The organism is Corallococcus terminator, from assembly GCF_049194865.1.
GTDB classification, from domain to species: domain Bacteria; phylum Myxococcota; class Myxococcia; order Myxococcales; family Myxococcaceae; genus Myxococcus; species Myxococcus terminator_A.
Genome location: NZ_JBLZWL010000118.1, coordinates 28345 through 48084 on the forward strand (window position 1 = coordinate 28345; position 19740 = coordinate 48084).

The window sequence follows — 19740 nt, forward strand, 5'->3', positions numbered from 1 at the left end:
AGCGCGGCCGTCTCACGCACGAGCACATCCACGGACCAACCGTCCGAGATGATGTGGTGCATCGTCAGCAGCAGGACGTGCCGCTGCTCACCCAGCCGCAGCAGGGTGACGCGCAGCAGGGGGCCGTGCGCGAGGTTGAAGGGCCGACGCGCCTCTTCATCGACGCGCCGCTGAAGCTCCGCCTCGTCGAGGCCGGACAACTCCACCACGGGCACCGACACAGGCATCGGCGCGTGAACGAGCTGCTTGGGCCCCGCGCGGAACGTGGTGCGCAGTACCTCATGGCGCCGGACCACTTCCGTGAAGGCTCGCTCCAGGGCGCCCGTGTCCACCACGCCTTCCAACCGCAGCGCGATAGGCATGTTGTACGACGGGCTGCCCGGCTCCAACTGGTCCAGGAACCACAGTCGCTGCTGCGCGAAGGACTGCACGAACGCCTGGGGCGCGTCCCCCTCACGAGGAAGCGCGGTGAGCGGAGGCCTCTGGAGCTTCGCGCCCGCGCTCAGGGCCGCGTCGATGCGCAGGGCCAGCGTGTGGACCGTCGGCGCCTCGAACAGCTCGCGCAGGGGCAGCTCGACCTGGAACGCCGACCGCACGCGCGAGACGAGCTGCGTGGCGAGCAGCGAATGTCCTCCCAGCTCGAAGAAGCTGGCGGTGGTGCTGACACTCGGCACACCGAGCACCTGGGCGAACAGCCCGGCGAGCAGCTCCTCGGTGGGCGTGCCCGGCGTGGCCTGGGACGCGTCGTCGGTGAGCCACGACTGCTCCGGCACGGGCAGGGCCTTGCGGTCCACCTTGCCATTCGGAGTCAGCGGCAGCGCGTCCATCATCCGCAGCGCGGACGGGACCATGTACTCGGGCAGGCGCTGGGCGATGAACGCTCGCAGCGCGGGCGTCTCCAGCGAAGACGCACCCACGATGTAGCCCACCAGGCGCTTGTCGCCGGGGCGGTCCTCGCGGACGAGCACCACGGCCTCACGCACCTCGGGATGCGCTAGCAGGGCGGACTCGATTTCGGCCAGCTCGATGCGGTAGCCGCGCACCTTCACCTGGTCGTCGGCGCGGCCGAGGAACTCCAGCACGCCGTCGTGACGCCAGCGGGCCTGGTCGCCCGTGCGGTAGAGCCGGGCGCCGGGCACGGAGGAGAAGGCATCGGGCACGAAGCGCTCGGCCGTCATCGCCGGCTGACCGACGTAGCCGCGCGCCACGCCCTCGCCGCCAATGAACAGCTCGCCGGTGACACCCACGGGCACCACCTGCCCATGCGCATCCAGCACGTACACCTGCGTGTCGCCAATCGGGCCGCCGATGGGCGCGGTGGCTCCCTGGATGAGGCCGCTCACCGTCCAGGACGTGGCGTCGACCGCCGTCTCCGTGGGGCCGTAGCAGTTGACCAGCCGCGTCGCCGGCCACTGCGCGCGGAGGCGCCGAGCCAGCTCCGCCGGCAGCGCTTCACCACCGGACACCAGCACGCGCAGACCCGAGGCGCGCTCGAGCCGCTCGGCCTCGACGAACAAGCTGAGCTGCGAGGGGACGAGCTGGAGCACCGTCACCCGCCGATGCGCGAGCACCGTCAGCAGCGCGTCCATGTCCAGGTCCGCGGCGGCGGGCGGCAACACCAGCCGCGCACCACTGACCAGCGTGGAGATGAGCTCCGGCACCACGGCGTCGAAGCCGGGGGCCGTCTTCTGGAGGACGCGATCACTCGGCTCCAGGCCCAGGTTCGTGCTGAACCAGGCCGTGTGTCGGGCCAGGGCGCGGTGCGGCACCAGCACGCCCTTGGGGCGTCCCGTCGAGCCGGACGTGAAGAGGATGTACGCCGCGCTCTCGGTGGACACGGCCGGCGCCATGAAGGCGCTGCTCGCCACCGGCTCGGACGCCAACACCTCTTCGAGCACCAGGACACCTGTCGTCCCCGTGGGCAGCGCCTCGCGCAGTGCGCGCTGGGTCAGCACGACGGTGGGCGAGGTGTCGTCGAGCATCATCGCCAGTCGCTCGGACGGCGAGGAAGGATCGAGCGGGACCCAGACGCCACCCGCCGCGAGGATGCCGAGGACTCCGGCGACCAGCTCCGGTGAGCGGCGCGCGAACAAACCCACGCGCACCTCGGGCCCGACGCCTCGCTGACGCAGCACTTCCGCCAGCGCGAGCGCCTGCCGCTCCAGCTCGCGGTACGTGAGCTGTCCGTCGCTCCACTCCAGGGCCACGGCCTCGGGCGCGAGGGCCGCGCGCGACTGGAACCAGGTGAAGACAGACGTGTCACGCGGGTAGTCGGAGCGGGTGTTGTTCCACTCCACCACCAGCCGGCTCCGCTCCTCGGAAGAGAGCAGGGGCAGCGCGGCGAGCGTGAGGTCCGGCGTGGCCACCGCCGCTTCGACCAGGCGCGTGAAGTGACCCGTCATGGCCTGGATGGTCTCCAGGTCGAACAGGTCGGTGTTGTACTCGAACCCGCCCATGAGCCCGTCCGACGTCTCCTGGAGGGCGAGGGACAGGGAGTACTTCGCGATGCCCGGATCCACGTCCGCCGGAGTGAGGCTCAGCTCCGACAGCGACAGCGAGGGCACGGGCGTGTTCTGCAGCGCGAACATCACCTGGAACAGCGGCGAGTGGCTCAGGCTGCGCGCGGGCTGCAGCTCCTCCACCAACTGCTCGAACGGGACGTCCTGGTTCGTGAGCGCGCCGAGCGCCGCCTCACGGGCCTGCTCGACGAGCGCGCGGAACGTCATGTCACCGGACATCCGCCCACGGAGGACGAGCGTGTTGATGAACACGCCGATGAGGCCCTCGGTCTCCGGACGATTGCGACCGGCCACCGGCGAGCCGACGAGCACGTCGTCCTGACCCGTGACGCGGTACATCAGCGCCTCGAACGCGGCGAGCAGCACCATGAACGGCGTGGCGCCCATGCGCTGGCTGAACGTCGTCACGGCGGACGACACCGCCGAGGACAGGCGCACGGGGTACGTCGAGCCGGCCTGGGTCTGCATCGCCGGAACAGGGCGGTCGGTGGGCAGCGCGAGCACGTGGGTCGCGCCCGCGAGCTGGGTCTTCCAGTACGTGAGCTGACGCTCCAGCTCACCGGCCTCCAGCCACCGACGCTGCCAGGCGGCGTGGTCGGCGTACTGCACGCGCAGCTCCGGCAGGGACGCGGGACGTCCCTCTCGGAGGGCGGTGTACAGCTCCGCGGCCTCGCGCACCAACACGGCCGTGGACCAGCCGTCGGAGACGATGTGGTGCATCGTCAGCAGCAGCACGTGCAGCCGCTCGTCCAGACGGAGCAGCGTCACGCGCAGCAGGGGACCTCTGGCCAGGTCGAAGGGACGCTGTGCCTCCTGGAGCGACAGCCGGCGCGCTTCGTCCTCACGCTGCTCCGCGGGCACCGAGGACAGGTCCACCAGCGCGAGCTTCAGCTCCACCGTGTCGGCGATGGCCTGCAGCGGGCTGCCGTGGGCGTTCGCGGGGAACGTGGTCCGCAGGGACTCGTGACGCCGCACCAGCGCGCCGAAGGCCTGCTCCAGGGCGGAGACGTCCACCGGGCCTTCCAGCCGGATGGCGGCGGGCAGGTTGTAGAGCGCGGTGCCCGGCTCGAGCTGATCCAGGAACCACAGCCGCCGCTGCGCGAAGGACAGCGGCAGCTCGCCCGTGCGCGGCACCGGCGTCATCTCCGGGGCCCGCGCCACACCCACGCCCGCATGCGCGAGCGCTTCGAGCCGCGCGGCCAGCTTCGCCACCGTGGGGGCCTCGAACAGCTCCCTCAGCGGCACTTCCACGCCGAAGGTGGCCTGGATGCGAGACACCGACTGCGTGGCCAGCAGCGAGTGGCCACCCAGCTCGAAGAAGTCATCGTCGATACCCACGCGCTCGACATGGAGCAGCTCGGCCCACAGGGCGGCGAGCTGGACCTCGGCGTGCGTCCTGGGCGCGACGTACTCGCGGACCGGGGCGGAGAGGGACGCGTCGGGCGAAGGCAGCGCGTTGCGGTTCACCTTGCCGTTGGGCGTGAGGGGGAGCGCTTCGAGCACGGCGATGGTGGACGGCACCATGTGCTCGGGCAGGCGCTGCTTGAGCGACTCGCGCAGGGCGAGGACGTCGATGGTGTCGTCGGAGTCGGCGACGACGTAGGCGACGAGGCGCTTGTCGCCCATGTCCTCGGTGCGGACGGCGGCGACGGCCTGGTGGACGGAGGGGTGGAGCAGGAGGGCGGCTTCGACCTCACCGAGCTCGATGCGGAAGCCGCGCAACTTCACCTGGTCGTCGATGCGGCCGAGGAACTCGAGGGTGCCGTTGGGCAGCCAGCGAGCCTTGTCGCCAGTGAGGTAGAGGCGGGCGCCGGGAGTGGAGCTGAAGGGGTTGGGGACGAAGCGCTCTGCGGTGAGGGCGGGCTGGGAGAGGTAGCCGCGAGCCAGGCCCACGCTGTCGACGCAGAGCTGGCCGGGGACGCCGACGGGCAACGGGCGCAGCGAGGAGTCGAGGACGTAGACGCGGACGTTGTCCCAGGGCTTGCCGATGGAAGGAGTCTGGCCGGGGAGGAGCGGCTCGGAGATGGAGGCGCAGACGGTGACTTCAGTGGGGCCGTAGGCGTTGAGGAGGCGGAGGCGGGAGCCCCAGCGCTGGACGAGCTCGGGAGAGCAGGCCTCACCGGCGGAGATGAGGGTGTGGAGGGAGGGGAGGTCCTCGGGGCGCATCTGCGCGAGGACGGAGGGGGTGAGGGTAACGGCGGAGATGGACTCGTCGCGGAGCAGGTCGCGCAGGGGGGCGCCGGGCAAGAGGCGCTCGCGAGGAGCGAGGACGAGGGTGGAGCCGGCGAGGAGTGCGCCGAAGATTTCAGCGACGGAGGCGTCGAAGCCGAAGGCGGCGTACTGGAGGACGCGGGAGGTGGGCGTGAAGCCGTGGGCACGGCCCGCGGTGAGGGCGGTGTTGGAGAGGCCGCGGTGCTGGAGGAGGGTGCCCTTGGGAGTGCCGGTGGAGCCGGAGGTGTAGATGACGTAGGCGAGGTTGTCGGCGGAGGTGCCGGAGACCGGAGCGGACTCAGGCTGCGCCGCGATGACACTCGCGTCGACGTCGAGCAGCACGAGCTGCTGCGCGCTGGTGGGCAGCTCGTCGGCGATGTCCTCCGTCGTGACGAGCACGGGGGCGGCGCAGTCACGGAGCATGAAGGAGAGGCGCTCGACGGGGTACGAAGGATCGAGCGGGACCCAGGCTCCGCCCGCCTTGAGGATGGCGAGGATGGAGACGACGAGGTCCAGCGAGCGCTGGAGGCAGAGCGCGACGGGGACCTCGGCCCTGATTCCGAGCGAGCGCAGGTGGTTCGCGAGGCGGTTGGCGCGAGCGTCGAGCTGCGCGTAGGTGAGGGACTCGCCCTCGAAGCGAAGCGCGGCAGCGTCCGGCGTGCGCGCGGCCTGGGCTTCGAAGAGCGCGTGCGCGGTGGACTCGCGGGGGAAGTCCCGCGCCGTGTCGTTCCACTCGACGAGCACTCGCTGCTGCTCGTCCCGCTGCATCAGCGGCAGCGTGGAGACGGCCGCCTGGGGCCGGGCCGCCGCTGCTTCGAGCACGGTGCTCAGGTGGCTCAGCAGTCCGTTGACGGTCTCCGAGGTGAAGAGGTCCGTGCGGTACTCGGCGGAGCACGCGAGCCCGTGGGGCGTCTCGGTGATGGAGAGCGTGAGGTCGAGCCGCGCGGTCCCCGTGTCGCTGCCCAGCGGGCGGAACGTGAGGCCCTCGATCTTCAGCTCCGGGTCCGGCTGATTCTGGAGGACCAGCTTGACCTGGAAGAGCGGCGCGAAGCCGAGACCCCGCTCGGGGTTGATGGCCTTGACCAGCTCCTCGAACGGCAGGTCCTGGTGCGCGTAGGCGCCCAGCGTGTCCGTCTTCACTCGCCCGATCAGCTCGCGGAAGGACGGGTCGCCGCCCAGCCGTGCGCGCAGGGCGAGCTGGTTGATGAAGAAGCCGATGAGGCCTTCGGTCTCCGCGCGATTGCGGTTGGCGATGTCGGTGCCGATGACGAAGTCCTGCTGTCCCGAGTAGCGGGACAAGACGACCTGGAAGCCAGCGACCAACGCCATGAAGAGCGTGGTGCCCTCCTGGCGGCACAGCGTGTGGAGCGAGTCGACCAGCTCACGGGGGAGCATCCGGCCGACCCGAGCGCCCTGGAAGCCCTGCACCAGCGGACGCGGGAAGTCCGTGGGGATGTCCAGTTGCAGCGTCGCTCCGGACAGGTTCGAACGCCACCAGTCGAGCTGGGCGTCAAGCGCCTCGCCCTGGAGCCAGGCCCGCTGCCATGCGGCGTAGTCCGCGTACTGGATGGGCAGCTCGGGCAACGGCGAAGGACGACGCGCCGCGAAGGCCTCGTAGAGCGCGGTGGATTCGCGCACGAGCAGGCCCATGGACCAGCCGTCCGCGGCGATGTGATGCATCGTCATCAGCAACACGTGCTGGGTCGCGCTCAGCCGCAGCAGCGCGGTCCGCAGCATCGGGTCGCGTGCGAGGTCGAACGGACGCTGGGCTTCCGCGAGGATTCGACGCTGGACCTCGGCGTCGCGCGCCTCCGATGAGAGGGCGGACAGGTCCTCCAGCGGCATCGGCACGGATGCGGGCGGATGGATGATCTGAACCGGGCCCTCGCGGAACGTGGTGCGGAGCACCTCGTGGCGACGCACCAGCTCCGTGAAGGACTGCTGCAACGCCTCCACGTCCAGCGTGCCCTCGAGCTGAAGCGCGAGGGGCATGTTGAAGAACGCGCTGCCCGGCTGGAGCTTGTCGAGGAACCACAAGCGCTGCTGCGCGAACGACAGCGGAGGCGGCTGCGTGTGGTCCGCGCGGACCAGGGGCGGCGTCTGTGAACCGGCCGTCTGTTGACTCAGCCGCTCGCTGAGCCCCGCCACGGTGGGGGCTTCGAAGAGCTCCCGGAGGGGCAGCTCGATGTTGAAGGTGGAGCGGATGCGGGAGACGACCTGCGTGGCGAGCAGTGAGTGGCCACCGAGGGCGAAGAAGTTGTCGGTGACACCGACCCGCTCGACGCGGAGCACCGAGGCGAAGAGAGATGCGAGCAACTCCTCGGACGGAGTGCGAGGGGCGATGTACTCGCGGGAGGCGGGGACGAAGTCCGGGGTGGGGAGCGCTTTCCTGTCCACCTTGCCGCTGGGATTGAGCGGGAGTGAGTCGAGGAGGATGAAGACCGACGGCACCATGTACTCGGGCAGATGGAGCGAGAGCGCCGAGCGAAGGGCTTGGGAGTCGGGAGAAGCGGAGGAAGAGGGGACGACGTAGGCGACGAGGTGGGCTTCGTCGCGGACGACGACGACGGTGTCGGAGACGGAGGGAAGGGAGCGGAGGACGGCCTCGATTTCACCGAGCTCGATGCGGAAGCCACGCAGCTTGACCTGGAAGTCGGAGCGACCGAGGTACTCGAGGGTTCCGTCAGGGAGCCAGCGAGCGACGTCGCCTGTGCGGTAGAGGCGCGAGCCGGGGGTGGCGCTGAAGGCGTCGGGGATGAAGCGCTCCGCGGTGAGGTGAGGCATGCGCCAGTAGCCGAGGCCGACTTGGACGCCGCCGATGAGGAGCTCTCCGGGGACACCGACGGGAGAAGGCTGTCCGGACTCGTCGAGGACGAGGAGTCGGGTGTTGGCGACGGGCTTGCCGATGGGGACGAAGTGACGGGAGTCGCCCGGGGTGCAGTGGAAGAAGGAGACTTCGACGGCGGCCTCGGTGGGGCCGTAGAGGTTGAAAATCTCGGCGTGAGGCAGGCGCGAGTGGGCGCGGCGCACCATCTCGGCGGGGAGGGCCTCACCGCTGCAGGCGAGACGACGGACGTGAGAGAGCGCTTCGAGTCCCGGCTCCTCGAGGAAGGCGCGGAGCATGGAGGGGACGAAGTGGACGATGGAGACGCGCTGCTCGGAGATGAGGCGAACGAGGTAGGCGGGGTCCTGGTGTCCACCGGGCTTTGCGAGGACGAGGCGAGCGCCGGAGATGAGAGGCGCGAAGAACTCCCAGACGGAGACGTCGAAGGAGAAGGGAGTCTTCTGGAGGACGGAGTCGGAGGCAGCCAGGGGGAACTGCTGCTGCATCCACAGCAGGCGGTTGACGACGCCGGAGTGGGCGTTCATGGCGCCCTTGGGGCGGCCGGTGGAGCCTGAAGTGAAGATGACGTAGGCGAGCGCGTCCGGGCCGGCGAGTCGAGCAGGGGCCGAGGACGGCTGGCGCGAGACAGCGTCCCACTGGGAGTCGAGGCAGAGGACGCGAGCGGAGTGCTGGGGGAGCACGGACTTCAAGTGCTCATGCGTGAGGAGGACGGGAGCGTCAGCATCCTCGAGCATGCCGGCGAGGCGCTCGCGCGGATAGGCGGGGTCCAACGGGACGTAGGCGGCGCCGGACTTGAGAACGGCGACGAGCGAGACGACGAGGTCGAGCGAGCGCTCCAGGCAGATGCCGACGAGGGCGCCGGGGCGAGCGCCAAGGGAGCGTAGGTGGTGAGCGAGCTGGTTGGAGCGTGAGTCGAGCTGGGCGTAGGTGAGGGCACGGTCCTCGAAGCGAACGGCCTCGGCCTCGGGCGTGCGCAGCGCCTGGGCTTGGATGAGCGAGTGAACCGTGGTCTCGCTCGGGAAGCGCACCTGCGCGCCCTGGAAGTCGGAAAGCAGCTGGGACTTCTCGTCGTCGGCGAGCAGGCCGAGGTGACGCAGGGGCACGTCGACGCGAGAGGTGGCGTCGGCGAGAAGGCTCTCGAAGTGGCGAGCCATGCGACGCGGGGTGGAGGCGTCGAAGAGGTCGGAGTTGAAGTCGAGGGTGCCGAGCAGCCGGCCCTGGCTCTCGCTCATGCCGAGAGTGAGGTCGAACTTGGCGGAGTGAAGCTCGGAGGTGAGGAAGTCGAGCGAGAGGCCCGGGAGGCGAAGCGCTTCGTCGGGAGCGTTCTGGAAGACGAAGGAGACCTGGAACAGAGGGCTGCGGCTGAGGTCACGCTGAGGCTGGAGTTCCTCGACAAGCTTCTCGAAGGGGACGTCCTGGTGCTCGTAAGCGGCGAGAGTGGACAGGCGCACCTGCCCCAGCAGCTCGCGGAAGGACTGCCGAGCGTCGATGCGCGCACGCAGGACGAGGGTGTTGACGAAGAATCCGATGAGGCCTTCGGTTTCAGCGCGGTTGCGGTTGGCGATAGGCGAGCCAACGGAGATGTCGTCCTGGCGAGAGTAGCGAGACAGCAGGAGCTGCCAGGCGGCGAGCAGGACCATGAAGGGCGTGGCGCCCTCGCGCTGAGCGAGGGCCTTCACGGCCAAGGTCAGCTCCGGAGACAGCTCGAAGGGAAGCAGAGCGCCGCGGAAGGTCTGGACGGGGGGCCGAGGCCTGTCGGTGGGCAGCTCGATGGCGGGAGGAGCGCCGGAGAGGTGGTTGCGCCACCAGCCGATTTCGGAGGCGAGGACGTCGCCGTGGAGCCACTGGCGCTGCCAGACGGAGAAGTCGGCGTACTGGATGGGAAGCGGTGAGAGCTGGGCGGACTCGCCACCCGAGAACTGACGGTAGAACGCAGCCAGCTCGCGAACCATGACGGAGATGGACCAGCCGTCGGACGCGATGTGGTGGAGGGTGACGAGGAGCCGATGCTGGGAGGCATCCAGGCGGAGCAGTGACGTGCGGACGACGGGGCCACGGGCCAGGTCGAAGGGCCGCAGGGCCTCCGCGGAGGCCAGTCGCTGAGCCTCTGCGTCACGCTCCTGCTCGGGCAGGGCGGAGAGGTCGATGAGAGGCATCTCCAGCAGGAAGTCCTGCTGGACGAGCTGAACGGGCTGGCCTTCGTGAACGGCGAAGCGGGTGCGCAGGGCCTCATGGCGCTGAATCAGCGCGTTGAGAGCCTGGAGCAGTGCGGTTTCGTCCAGCGATCCAGAGAGCTTGAGGACCCAGGGGATGTTGTAGGTGGAAGCGCCGGGCTGGAGCTGGTCGAGGAACCAGAGACGCTGCTGGGCGAAGGAGAGAGGAAGCGGCTGAGCGCGGTCGACGGGGACGAGTGCCGGCTGGCGAGACGAGGAACCGTGGAGCAACTCCAGCCGCTCGGAGAGAAGCGCGACGGTGGGAGAGGAGAAGAGCTCACCGAGGGGCAACTCGACGTCGAAGGTGGAGCGGATGCGAGAGACGACTTGGGTGGCGAGGAGGGAGTGGCCGCCCAACTCGAAGAAGTCGCCGTGGGCACTGACGCGCTCCAAGCCGAGGACGTCGGCGAAGATGGAAGCGAGGCGCGTCTGGGTGGGAGTGGAGGGAGGGACGAAGTCGTCGCCGGAAGCGTCAGCGGCGGCGAAGTCGGGAGGAGGAAGGGCCTTCCTGTCGAGCTTCCCGTTGGCGGAGAGAGGGAAGGAGGAGAGGGAGACGAGAGCGGCCGGCACCATGTACTCGGGCAGGCGCTGAAGGAGGAAGGAGCGCAGCGCGGACGAGTCGACGTCCTGCGCTGAGGTGAAGTAGGCGACGAGGCGCTTGTCACCGGGGACGTCCTCACGCGCGAGGACGACGGCTTCCTGGATGCCGGAGAAGAGGCGGACAGCGGCCTCGACTTCGCCCAGCTCAATGCGGAAGCCACGGACCTTCACCTGGAAGTCAGTGCGGCCGAGGAACTCGAGCGAGCCATCAGCCAGCCAGCGGACGCGGTCACCGGTGCGGTAGAGGCGAGCACCCGGCGCAGAAGAGAAGGGGTGCGGGACGAAGCGCTCGGCGGTGAGGTCAGCGCGGTTGAGGTAACCCCAGGCGAGACCGTCACCACCGACGAAGAGCTCCCCAGGGACGCCGGGGGGAAGCGGCTGGAAGGAAGCGTCGAGGACGAAGGCGGAGGAGTTGGAGAGAGGCGCGCCGATGGGGACGGAGCGGGAGACAGAGTCCCCGTTCCGCAGCGAGTGAGTCGCCGAGAAAGTGGTGTTCTCGGTGGGGCCGTAGCCGTTGACGAGGACGTGGCCCGGGGGCAGGCGGGAGAGGTGCTCGCGGACGCGGGAGGGCGGGAGGACATCGCCACCGGCAAGCACCTGGCGGACACCGGCCAGTGCGACGGGCTGGGCCGCGACCATCTGCTCGAAGAGAGCAGCGGTGAGCCAGAGGGAGGAAATGCCCTCACGGACGAGCAGTGCGCCCAACTCCTCGAGAGACAGCGAGTGAGGAGGAGCGAGGACGAGCTTTGCGCCGTGGAGGAGAGCCCCCCAGATTTCGAGGGTGGAGGCGTCGAAGGCGACGGGGGCAGCGTGGAGCCAGACGTCGGAAGAAGAGAAGGAGATGAAGGAAGAGGAGACGAGGCGGGTGACGCCCCGGTGAGGGACGCAGACACCCTTGGGCTCACCGGTGGAGCCGGAGGTGAACATGACGTAGGCGAGGTCATCCCCCGTCACGACACCCGCGAGAGGTGAAGAAGGCTGGCGCGCGATGCGCGAGGACTCCTCATCGATGACGAGGAGGACGGCACCAAAGGCCGGCAAGTCGTCGACGACGTCGGAGTGCGAGATGACGACGCCAGCGGCGGATTCGCGGAGGACGAAGGCGAGGCGCTCGGAGGGCCAGGCCTTGTCGAGGGGGACGTAGGAGGCGCCGGCCTTGAGGATGGCGAGGAGGGAGACGATGAGGTCAACGGAGCGGTCGAGGCGGACAGCGACGCGAGAGCCGGGAAGCACACCCAACGAGCGCAGGTAGTGAGCGAGCTGGTTGGCGAGCGAGTCGAGCTGGGCGTAGGAGACCGACTCCTTGCCGGAGACGACGGCGACAGCGTCCGGCGTGCGCGCGGCCTGCTGGGCGAAGAGCGACTGGATGGACGCGTCGCGCGGGTAGGCGGACGTGGTGCCGGTCCACGAAGGCAGAACCTGCTTCTCGGCCGGCGTCAGCATCGCAACGGAGCTGAGCTGCGCATCAGGCGCAGAGGTCAGTCCTGCGAGCAACACGGCGTAGTGACGTGCGAGGCCCTCGATGGTGGCCGCGTCGAAGAGGTCGGTGTTGTAGTTGAAGCCGCCAGTGAAGCCGTTGACGCCCTCTTCGAGCAAGAGGCTGAAGTCGTACTTCGTCGTCTCGATGCTCGCGGGCATCCCGCCGAGGGTGAGGCCGGGGAGTGTCAGTTCCTCTTCAGGAGCGTTCTGAAGGGTGAGGGTGACCTGGAAGAGCGGCGAGCGGCTCAGGTCGCGCTGAGGATGGAGTTCCTCGACGAGCTTCTCGAAGGGGACGTCCTGGTGCTCGTAGGCGGCCAGGGTGGACGCGCGAACCTGTGAGAGCAGCTCACGGAAGGACTGACGGGAGCCGATTCGCGCACGCAGGACCAGCGTGTTGACGAAGAAGCCGATGAGGCCTTCGGTCTCCGCGCGATTGCGATTGGCGATGGGCGATCCAACGCTGATGTCGTCCTGGCCCGAGTAGCGGGAGAGCAAGAACTGGAAGGAAGCCAGCAGCACCATGAAGGGCGTGGCGCCTTCGCGCTGAGCCAGCGCCTTCACGGCTTGAGAAAGCTCGCGCGTCAGCCGAAGAGGGAGCATCGCGCCGCGGTACGTCTGAACGGCGGGGCGAGGCCTGTCAGTGGGCAGCTCCAGAGAAGTGGAGGCTCCGGCGAGCTGGTTGCGCCACCAGTCGATTTCGGAGGCGAGGACGTCGCCCTGGAGCCACTGGCGCTGCCAGACCGAGAAGTCCGCGTACTGGATGGGCAGAGGTGAGAGGTGCGCGGGCTCGCCACCGGAGAGCTGGCGGTAGAACGCCGCCAGCTCGCGGACGATGACGCCGATGGACCAACCGTCGGAGACGATGTGGTGGTTGGTAACGAGCAGCAAGTACTCGTCATCGGTGAGGCGCACGAGGGTGGCGTGCACCAGCGGGCCGCGAGACAGGTCGAACGAGTGAAGCGCCTCCTCGCGCATGAGCCGCTGGGCTTCGGCATCGCGAGCGGAAGAGTCCAGGGCGCGCAGGTCGACGACGGGCAGCGTCATGCGGACATCGGACTGGATGCGCTGGACGGGCTGGCCTTCGTGAATGGCGAAGTGGGTGCGAAGCACCTCGTGGCGCTGAATCAGCGCGTTGAGGGACTGGAGCAGGGCCTCCGCGTTGAGGTTGCCAGTGAGCTTGAGAGCCCAGGGGATGTTGTAGGTGGACGCGCCGGGCTGGAGCTGGTCGAGGAACCAGAGACGCTGCTGGGCGAAGGAGAGCGGCAGCGGCTGGGAGCGGTCGACGGGGACGAGTGCCGGCTGACGGGACGAAGAGCCGTGGAGCAACTCCAGCCTTTCGGAGAGAAGCGCGACGGTGGGAGAGGAGAAGAGCTCACCGAGGGGCAACTCGACATCGAAGGTGGAGCGGATGCGGGAGACAACTTGAGTGGCGAGGAGAGAGTGGCCACCGAGTTCGAAGAAGTCGCCGTGGGCGCTGACGCGCTCCAAGCCGAGGACGTCGGCGAAGATGGAGGCGAGGCGAATTTGGGTGGGAGTAGAGGGCGCGACGAAGTCGTCGCCGGAAGCGTCGGCGGAGGCGAAGTCGGGAGGAGGAAGGGCCTTCCTGTCGAGCTTCCCGTTGGCGGAGAGAGGGAAGGAGGAGAGGGAGACGAGAGCAGCCGGCACCATGTACTCGGGCAGGCGCTGGAGGAGGAAGGAGCGCAGCGCGGACGAGTCGACGTCCTGCGCTGAGGTGAAGTAGGCGACGAGGCGCTTGTCACCGGGGACGTCCTCACGAGCGAGGACGACGGCTTCCTGGATGCCGGAGAAGAGGCGGACAGCGGCCTCGACTTCACCCAGCTCGATGCGGAAGCCGCGGACCTTCACCTGGAAGTCGGAGCGGCCGAGGAACTCAAGCGAGCCGTCAGCCAGCCAGCGGACGCGGTCACCGGTGCGGTAGAGGCGAGCACCCGGCGACGAAGAGAACGGGTGCGGGACGAAGCGCTCAGCGGTGAGGTCGGCGCGGTTGAGGTAACCCCAAGCGAGGCCGTCGCCACCGACGAAGAGCTCTCCCGGGACGCCGGGAGGAAGCGGCTGGAAGGAGGCGTCGAGGACGAAGGCGGAGGAGTTGGAGAGAGGCGCGCCGATGGGGACGGAGCGGGAGACGGAGTCGCCATTCCGCAGGGAGTGAGTGGCGGAGAAAGTGGTGTTCTCGGTGGGGCCGTAGCCGTTGACGAGGACGTGGCCCGGGGGGAGGCGGGAGAGGTGCTCGCGGACGCGGGAAGGCGGAAGGACGTCACCACCAGCGAGCACCTGGCGGACACCGGCCAGTGCAACGGGCTGAGTGGCGACCATCTGCTCGAAGAGCGCAGCGGTGAGCCAGAGGGACGTAATGCCCTCACGGACGAGCAGCGAGCCCAACTCCTCGAGAGACAGCGAGTGAGGAGGAGCGAGGACGAGCTTGGAGCCGTGGAGGAGGGCGCCCCAGATTTCGAGGGTGGAGGCGTCGAAGGCGACGGGGGCTGCGTGGAGCCAAACGTCGGAAGAAGAGAAGGAGATGAAGGAAGAAGAGACGAGGCGGGTGACGCCACGGTGAGGGACGCAGACACCCTTGGGCTCGCCGGTGGAGCCAGAGGTGAACATGACGTAGGCAAGGTCGTTGCCCGTCACGTCCCGAGGCAGCGCGGAGGAGGGCTGGCTCGCGATGCGAGAGGCTTCCTCATCAATGACGAGGAGGACCGCGCCGAAGGCCGGCAGGTCATCGACGACGTCGGAGTGAGAGATGACGACGCCAGCGGCGGACTCGCGGAGGACGAAGGCGAGACGCTCGGAAGGCCAGGCCTTGTCGAGGGGGGCGTAGGAGGCGCCGGCCTTGAGGATGGCGAGGAGGGAGACGATGAGGTCCGCAGAGCGGTCGAGGCGGACCGCGACGCGCGAGCCTGGGAGGACACCCAGCGAGCGCAGATAGTGGGCGAGCTGGTTGGAGCGCGAGTCGAGCTGGGCGTAGGAGACAGACTCCTCGCCGGAGACGACAGCAACAGCGTCAGGCGTGCGCGCGGCCTGCTGGGCGAAGAGCGAGTGGATGGAAGCGTCGCGCGGGTAGGCGGACGTGGTACCGGTCCACGAAGGCAGAACCTGCTTCTCGGCCGGCGTCAGCATCGCAACCGCGCCGAGCTGTGCATCGGGCGAAGAGGTCAGTCCTGCGAGCAGCACGGCGTAGTGACGTGCAAGGCCCTCGATGGTGGCCGCGTCGAAGAGGTCGGTGTTGTAGTTGAAGCCGCCAGCGAAGCCGTTGCTGCCTTCTTCAAGCAAGAGGCTGAAGTCGTACTTCGCCGTCTCGAGGCTCGCGGGCATCCCGCTGAGGGTGAGGCCGGAGAGTTCGAGTTCCTCTTCAGGAGCGTTCTGAAGGGTGAGGGTGACCTGGAAGAGCGGCGATCGGCTCAGGTCGCGCTGAGGATGGAGTTCCTCGACGAGCTTCTCGAAGGGGACGTCCTGGTGCTCGTAGGCAGCCAGGGTGGACGTGCGTACCTTGGAGAGCAACTGACGGAAGGACTGCTTCGAGTCGAGGCGGGAATGGAAGACGAGGGTATTGACGAAGAAGCCGATGAGGCCTTCGGTCTCCGCGCGGTTGCGATTCGCGATGGGTGAGCCGACGGAGATGTCGTCCTGGCCCGAGTAGCGAGAGAGCAGGAGCTGGAACGAAGCCAGCAGCACCATGAAGGGCGTGGCGCCTTCGCGCTGAGCCAGAGCCTTCACAGCCTGGGTCAACTCAGGCGGCAGCGAGATAGGAACCACTGCGCCGCGGTACGTCTGAACGGCGGGGCGAGGCCTGTCAGTGGGCAGCTCCAGAGAAGTGGAGGCTCCGGCGAGCTGGTTGCGCCACCAGTCGATTTCGGAGGCGAGGACGTCGCCCTGGAGCCACTGGCGCTGCCAGACCGAGAAGTCGGCGTACTGGATGGGCAGAGGTGAGAGGTGCGCGGGCTCGCCACCGGAGAACTGACGGTAGAACGCAGCCAGCTCGCGGACGATGACGCCGATGGACCAACCGTCGGAGACGATGTGGTGGTTGGTAACGAGCAGCAAGTACTCGTCATCGGTGAGACGCACGAGGGTGGCGTGCACCAGTGGGCCACGCGACAGGTCGAACGAGTGAAGCGCCTCTTCGCGCATGAGCCGCTGGGCTTCGGCATCGCGAGCGGAAGAGTCCAGGGCGCGCAGGTCGACAACGGGCAGCGTCATGCGGACATCGGACTGGATGCGCTGGACGGGCTGGCCTTCGTGAATGGCGAAGTGGGTGCGAAGCACCTCATGGCGCTGAATCAGCGCGTTGAGGGACTGGAGCAGGGCCTCCGCGTTGAGGTTGCCAGTGAGCTTGAGAGCCCAAGGGATGTTGTAGGTGGAAGCGCCGGGCTGGAGCTGGTCGAGGAACCAGAGACGCTGCTGGGCGAAGGAGAGAGGAAGCGGCTGGGAGCGGTCGACGGGGACGAGTGCCGGCTGACGGGACGAAGAGCCGTGGAGCAACTCCAGCCTTTCGGAGAGAAGCGCGACGGTGGGAGAGGAGAAGAGCTCACCGAGGGGCAACTCGACGTCGAAGGTGGAGCGGATGCGGGAGACGACCTGAGTGGCGAGGAGGGAGTGGCCGCCCAACTCGAAGAAGTCGCCGTGGGCACTGACGCGCTCCAAGCCGAGGACGTCGGCGAAGATGGAGGCGAGGCGGATCTGACTCGCAGTAGAGGGCGCGACGAAGTCGTCACCGGAAGCGTCAGCGGCGGCGAAGTCGGGAGGAGGAAGGGCCTTCCTGTCGAGCTTCCCGTTGGCGGAGAGAGGGAAGGAGGAGAGGGAGACGAGCGCGGCCGGCACCATGTACTCGGGCAGGCGCTGGAGGAGGAAGGAGCGCAGCGCGGACGAGTCGACGTCCTGCGCTGAGGTGAAGTAGGCGATGAGGCGCTTGTCACCGGGGACGTCTTCGCGAGCGAGGACGACGGCTTCCTGGATGCCGGAGAAGAGGCGGACAGCGGCCTCGACTTCACCCAGCTCAATGCGGAAGCCACGCACCTTCACCTGGAAGTCGGAGCGGCCGAGGAACTCAAGCGTGCCGTCGGCGAGCCAGCGGACGCGGTCACCGGTGCGGTAGAGGCGAGCACCCGGCGACGAAGAGAAGGGATGCGGGACGAAGCGCTCAGCGGTGAGGTCAGCGCGGTTGAGGTAGCCCCAAGCGAGGCCGTCACCACCGACGAAGAGCTCTCCCGGGACGCCGGGAGGAAGCGGCTGGAAGGAGGCGTCGAGGACGAAGGCGGAGGAGTTGGAGAGGGGCGCGCCGATGGGGACGGAGCGAGAGACAGAGTCCCCGTGCCGCAGCGAGTGAGTCGCCGAGAAAGTGGTGTTCTCGGTGGGGCCGTAGCCGTTGACGAGGACGTGGCCCGGAGGGAGGCGAGCGAGGTGCTCGCGGACGCGGGACGGCGGAAGGACGTCGCCACCGGCGAGGACCTGGCGGACGCCGGCCAGTGCAACGGGCTGGGTCGCGACCATCTGCTCGAAGAGAGCAGCGGTAAGCCAGAGGGAGGAAATGCCCTCACGGACGAGCAGCGAGCCCAGCTCTTCCAGAGACAGCGAGTGAGGAGGAGCGAGGACGAGCTTCGAGCCGTGGAGGAGAGCCCCCCAGATTTCGAGGGTGGAGGCGTCGAAGGCGACGGGAGCCGCGTGGAGCCAGACGTCGGAGGCGCCGAAGGAGATGAAGGAAGAAGAGACGAGGCGGGTGACGCCACGGTGAGGGACGCAGACACCCTTGGGCTCGCCGGTGGAGCCAGAGGTGAACATGACGTAGGCGAGGTCATCCCCCGTCACGACACCCGCGAGAGGTGAGGAAGGCTGGCTCGCGATGCGAGAGGCTTCCTCATCGATGACGAGGAGGACGGCACCGAAGGCCGGCAAGTCATCGACGACGTCGGAGTGGGAGATGACGACGCCAGCGGCGGACTCACGGAGGACGAAGGCGAGGCGCTCTGAGGGCCAGGCCTTGTCGAGAGGGACGTAGGAGGCCCCCGCCTTGAGGATGGCGAGGAGGGAGACGATGAGGTCAGCGGAGCGGTCGAGGCGGACAGCGACGCGCGAGCCGGGAAGCACGCCCAACGAACGCAGGTAGTGAGCGAGCTGATTGGAGCGCGAATCGAGCTGGGCGTAGGAGAGCGACTCCTCACCGGCGACAACCGCGACAGCATTCGGCGTGCGCAAAGCCTGCTGGGCGAAGAGTCCGTGGATGGACGCATCGCGCGGGTAATCGCTAACAACCCCATTCCAGCCCGTGAGTACCTGCTGCTTCTCCTCCAACGTAAGCAGGGGAATCAGACCGATCTGGGCATCCGGGGCGGAACGCAGCGCTTCAATCAGGACCGCGAAGTGACGTGAGAGTCGCTCCATGGTCGCCGCGTCGAAGAGGTCGGTGTTGTAGTTGAAGACACCGGCGAAGCCGTTGATGCCCTCTTCGAGCAGGAGGCTGATGTCGTACTTCGAGGACTCGACGCTCGGCTGCAGCGCGCCCAGGGTGATGCCGGGCAGCTCGAGTTCCTCTTCAGGAGCATTCTGAAGGGTGAGGGTGACCTGGAAGAGCGGCGAGCGGGACAGGTCGCGCTGGGGCTGAAGCTCCTCGACGAGCTTCTCGAAAGGGACGTCCTGGTGCTCGTAGGCGGCCAGGGTGGACGTGCGTACCTTTGAGAGCAATTGACGGAAGGACTGCTTCGGGTCGAGGCGCGAGTGGAAGACGAGGGTGTTGACGAAGAAGCCGATGAGGCCCTCGGTCTCGGAGCGGTTGCGGTTGGCGAGGGGCGAGCCCACCGAAACGTCCTCCTGTCCCGAGTAGCGGGAGAGCAGGAGCTGGAAGGAAGCCAGCAGCACCATGAAGGGCGTGGCGCCCTCGCGCTGGGCGAGCGCCTTCACCCAGTCGCTCGACTGTCTGGAGAGGGCCACGGGGACGATAGCGCCCCCGTAGGTCTGAACGGCGGGACGAGGTCTGTCGGTCGGAAGCTCGAGAGACGTCGAGACTCCGGCGAGCTGCTGACGCCACCAGGCAATCTCGGCGGAGAGGACGTCGCCCTGGAGCCACTCGCGCTGCCAGACGGAGAAGTCGGCGTACTGGATGGGCAGGGCCGCGAGCTGGGCGGGTTCTCCCCCGGCGAACTGACGGTAGAAGGCGGCGATCTCGCGGACGATGATGGCGACAGACCATCCGTCGGAGACGATGTGGTGTGCGGTGGCGAGCAAGAGGTGCTCGTCGTCGCTCAATCGCACCAGGGTCGCGTGGACCAGGGGTCCCCGAGACAGGTCGAAGGAATGCAGTGCCTCGTCGCGCATCAGGCGCTGGGCTTCCGCGTCTCGCTCCTGCTCCGGCAGCGCGCGGAGATCGACGAGGGGCATCTCCAGCACGACGTCCTGCAGGATGCGCTGGACGGGCTGACCCTCATGAATGGCGAAGTGAGTGCGCAGCACCTCATGGCGCTGAATCAGCGCGCGGAGGGACAGCGTCAGCGCATTGGAATCCAGGGTGCCGGTGAGCTTGAGCGCCCAAGGGATGTTGTATGCGGAGCCGCCGGGCTGGAGCTGATCGAGGAACCACAGGCGCTGCTGCGCGAAGGAGAGCGGCAGCGGCCGAGCACGGTCGACAGGGACGAGTGCGGGGACCTTCGAGTCGACGGAGTATTGCTCCAGCCGCTCGGCGAGCTGCGCGACGGAGGGGGCCTCGAAGAGTTCCCGGAGGGGCAGCTCGATGTTGAAGGTGGAGCGGATGCGGGAGACGACCTGGGTGGCGAGCAGTGAGTGACCACCGAGGGCGAAGAAGCTCTCGGTGACGCTGACGCGAGGCAGGTTGAGGACGGCGCGGAAGAGCTCGGCGAGCTTCTCC

Annotated in this window: 1 protein-coding gene (only partly in view); it reads right to left on the reverse strand. The window is 68.4% G+C overall.

Going from position 1 to position 19740, the window contains the following annotated elements:
* Window positions 1-19740, reverse strand: part of the annotated coding region (locus tag ACN469_RS35885; protein ID WP_498775571.1) for a non-ribosomal peptide synthase/polyketide synthase (this coding region is incomplete at its 5' end). 13111 nt of the annotated region lie to the left of the window's left edge; 19740 of its 32851 annotated nt are in view.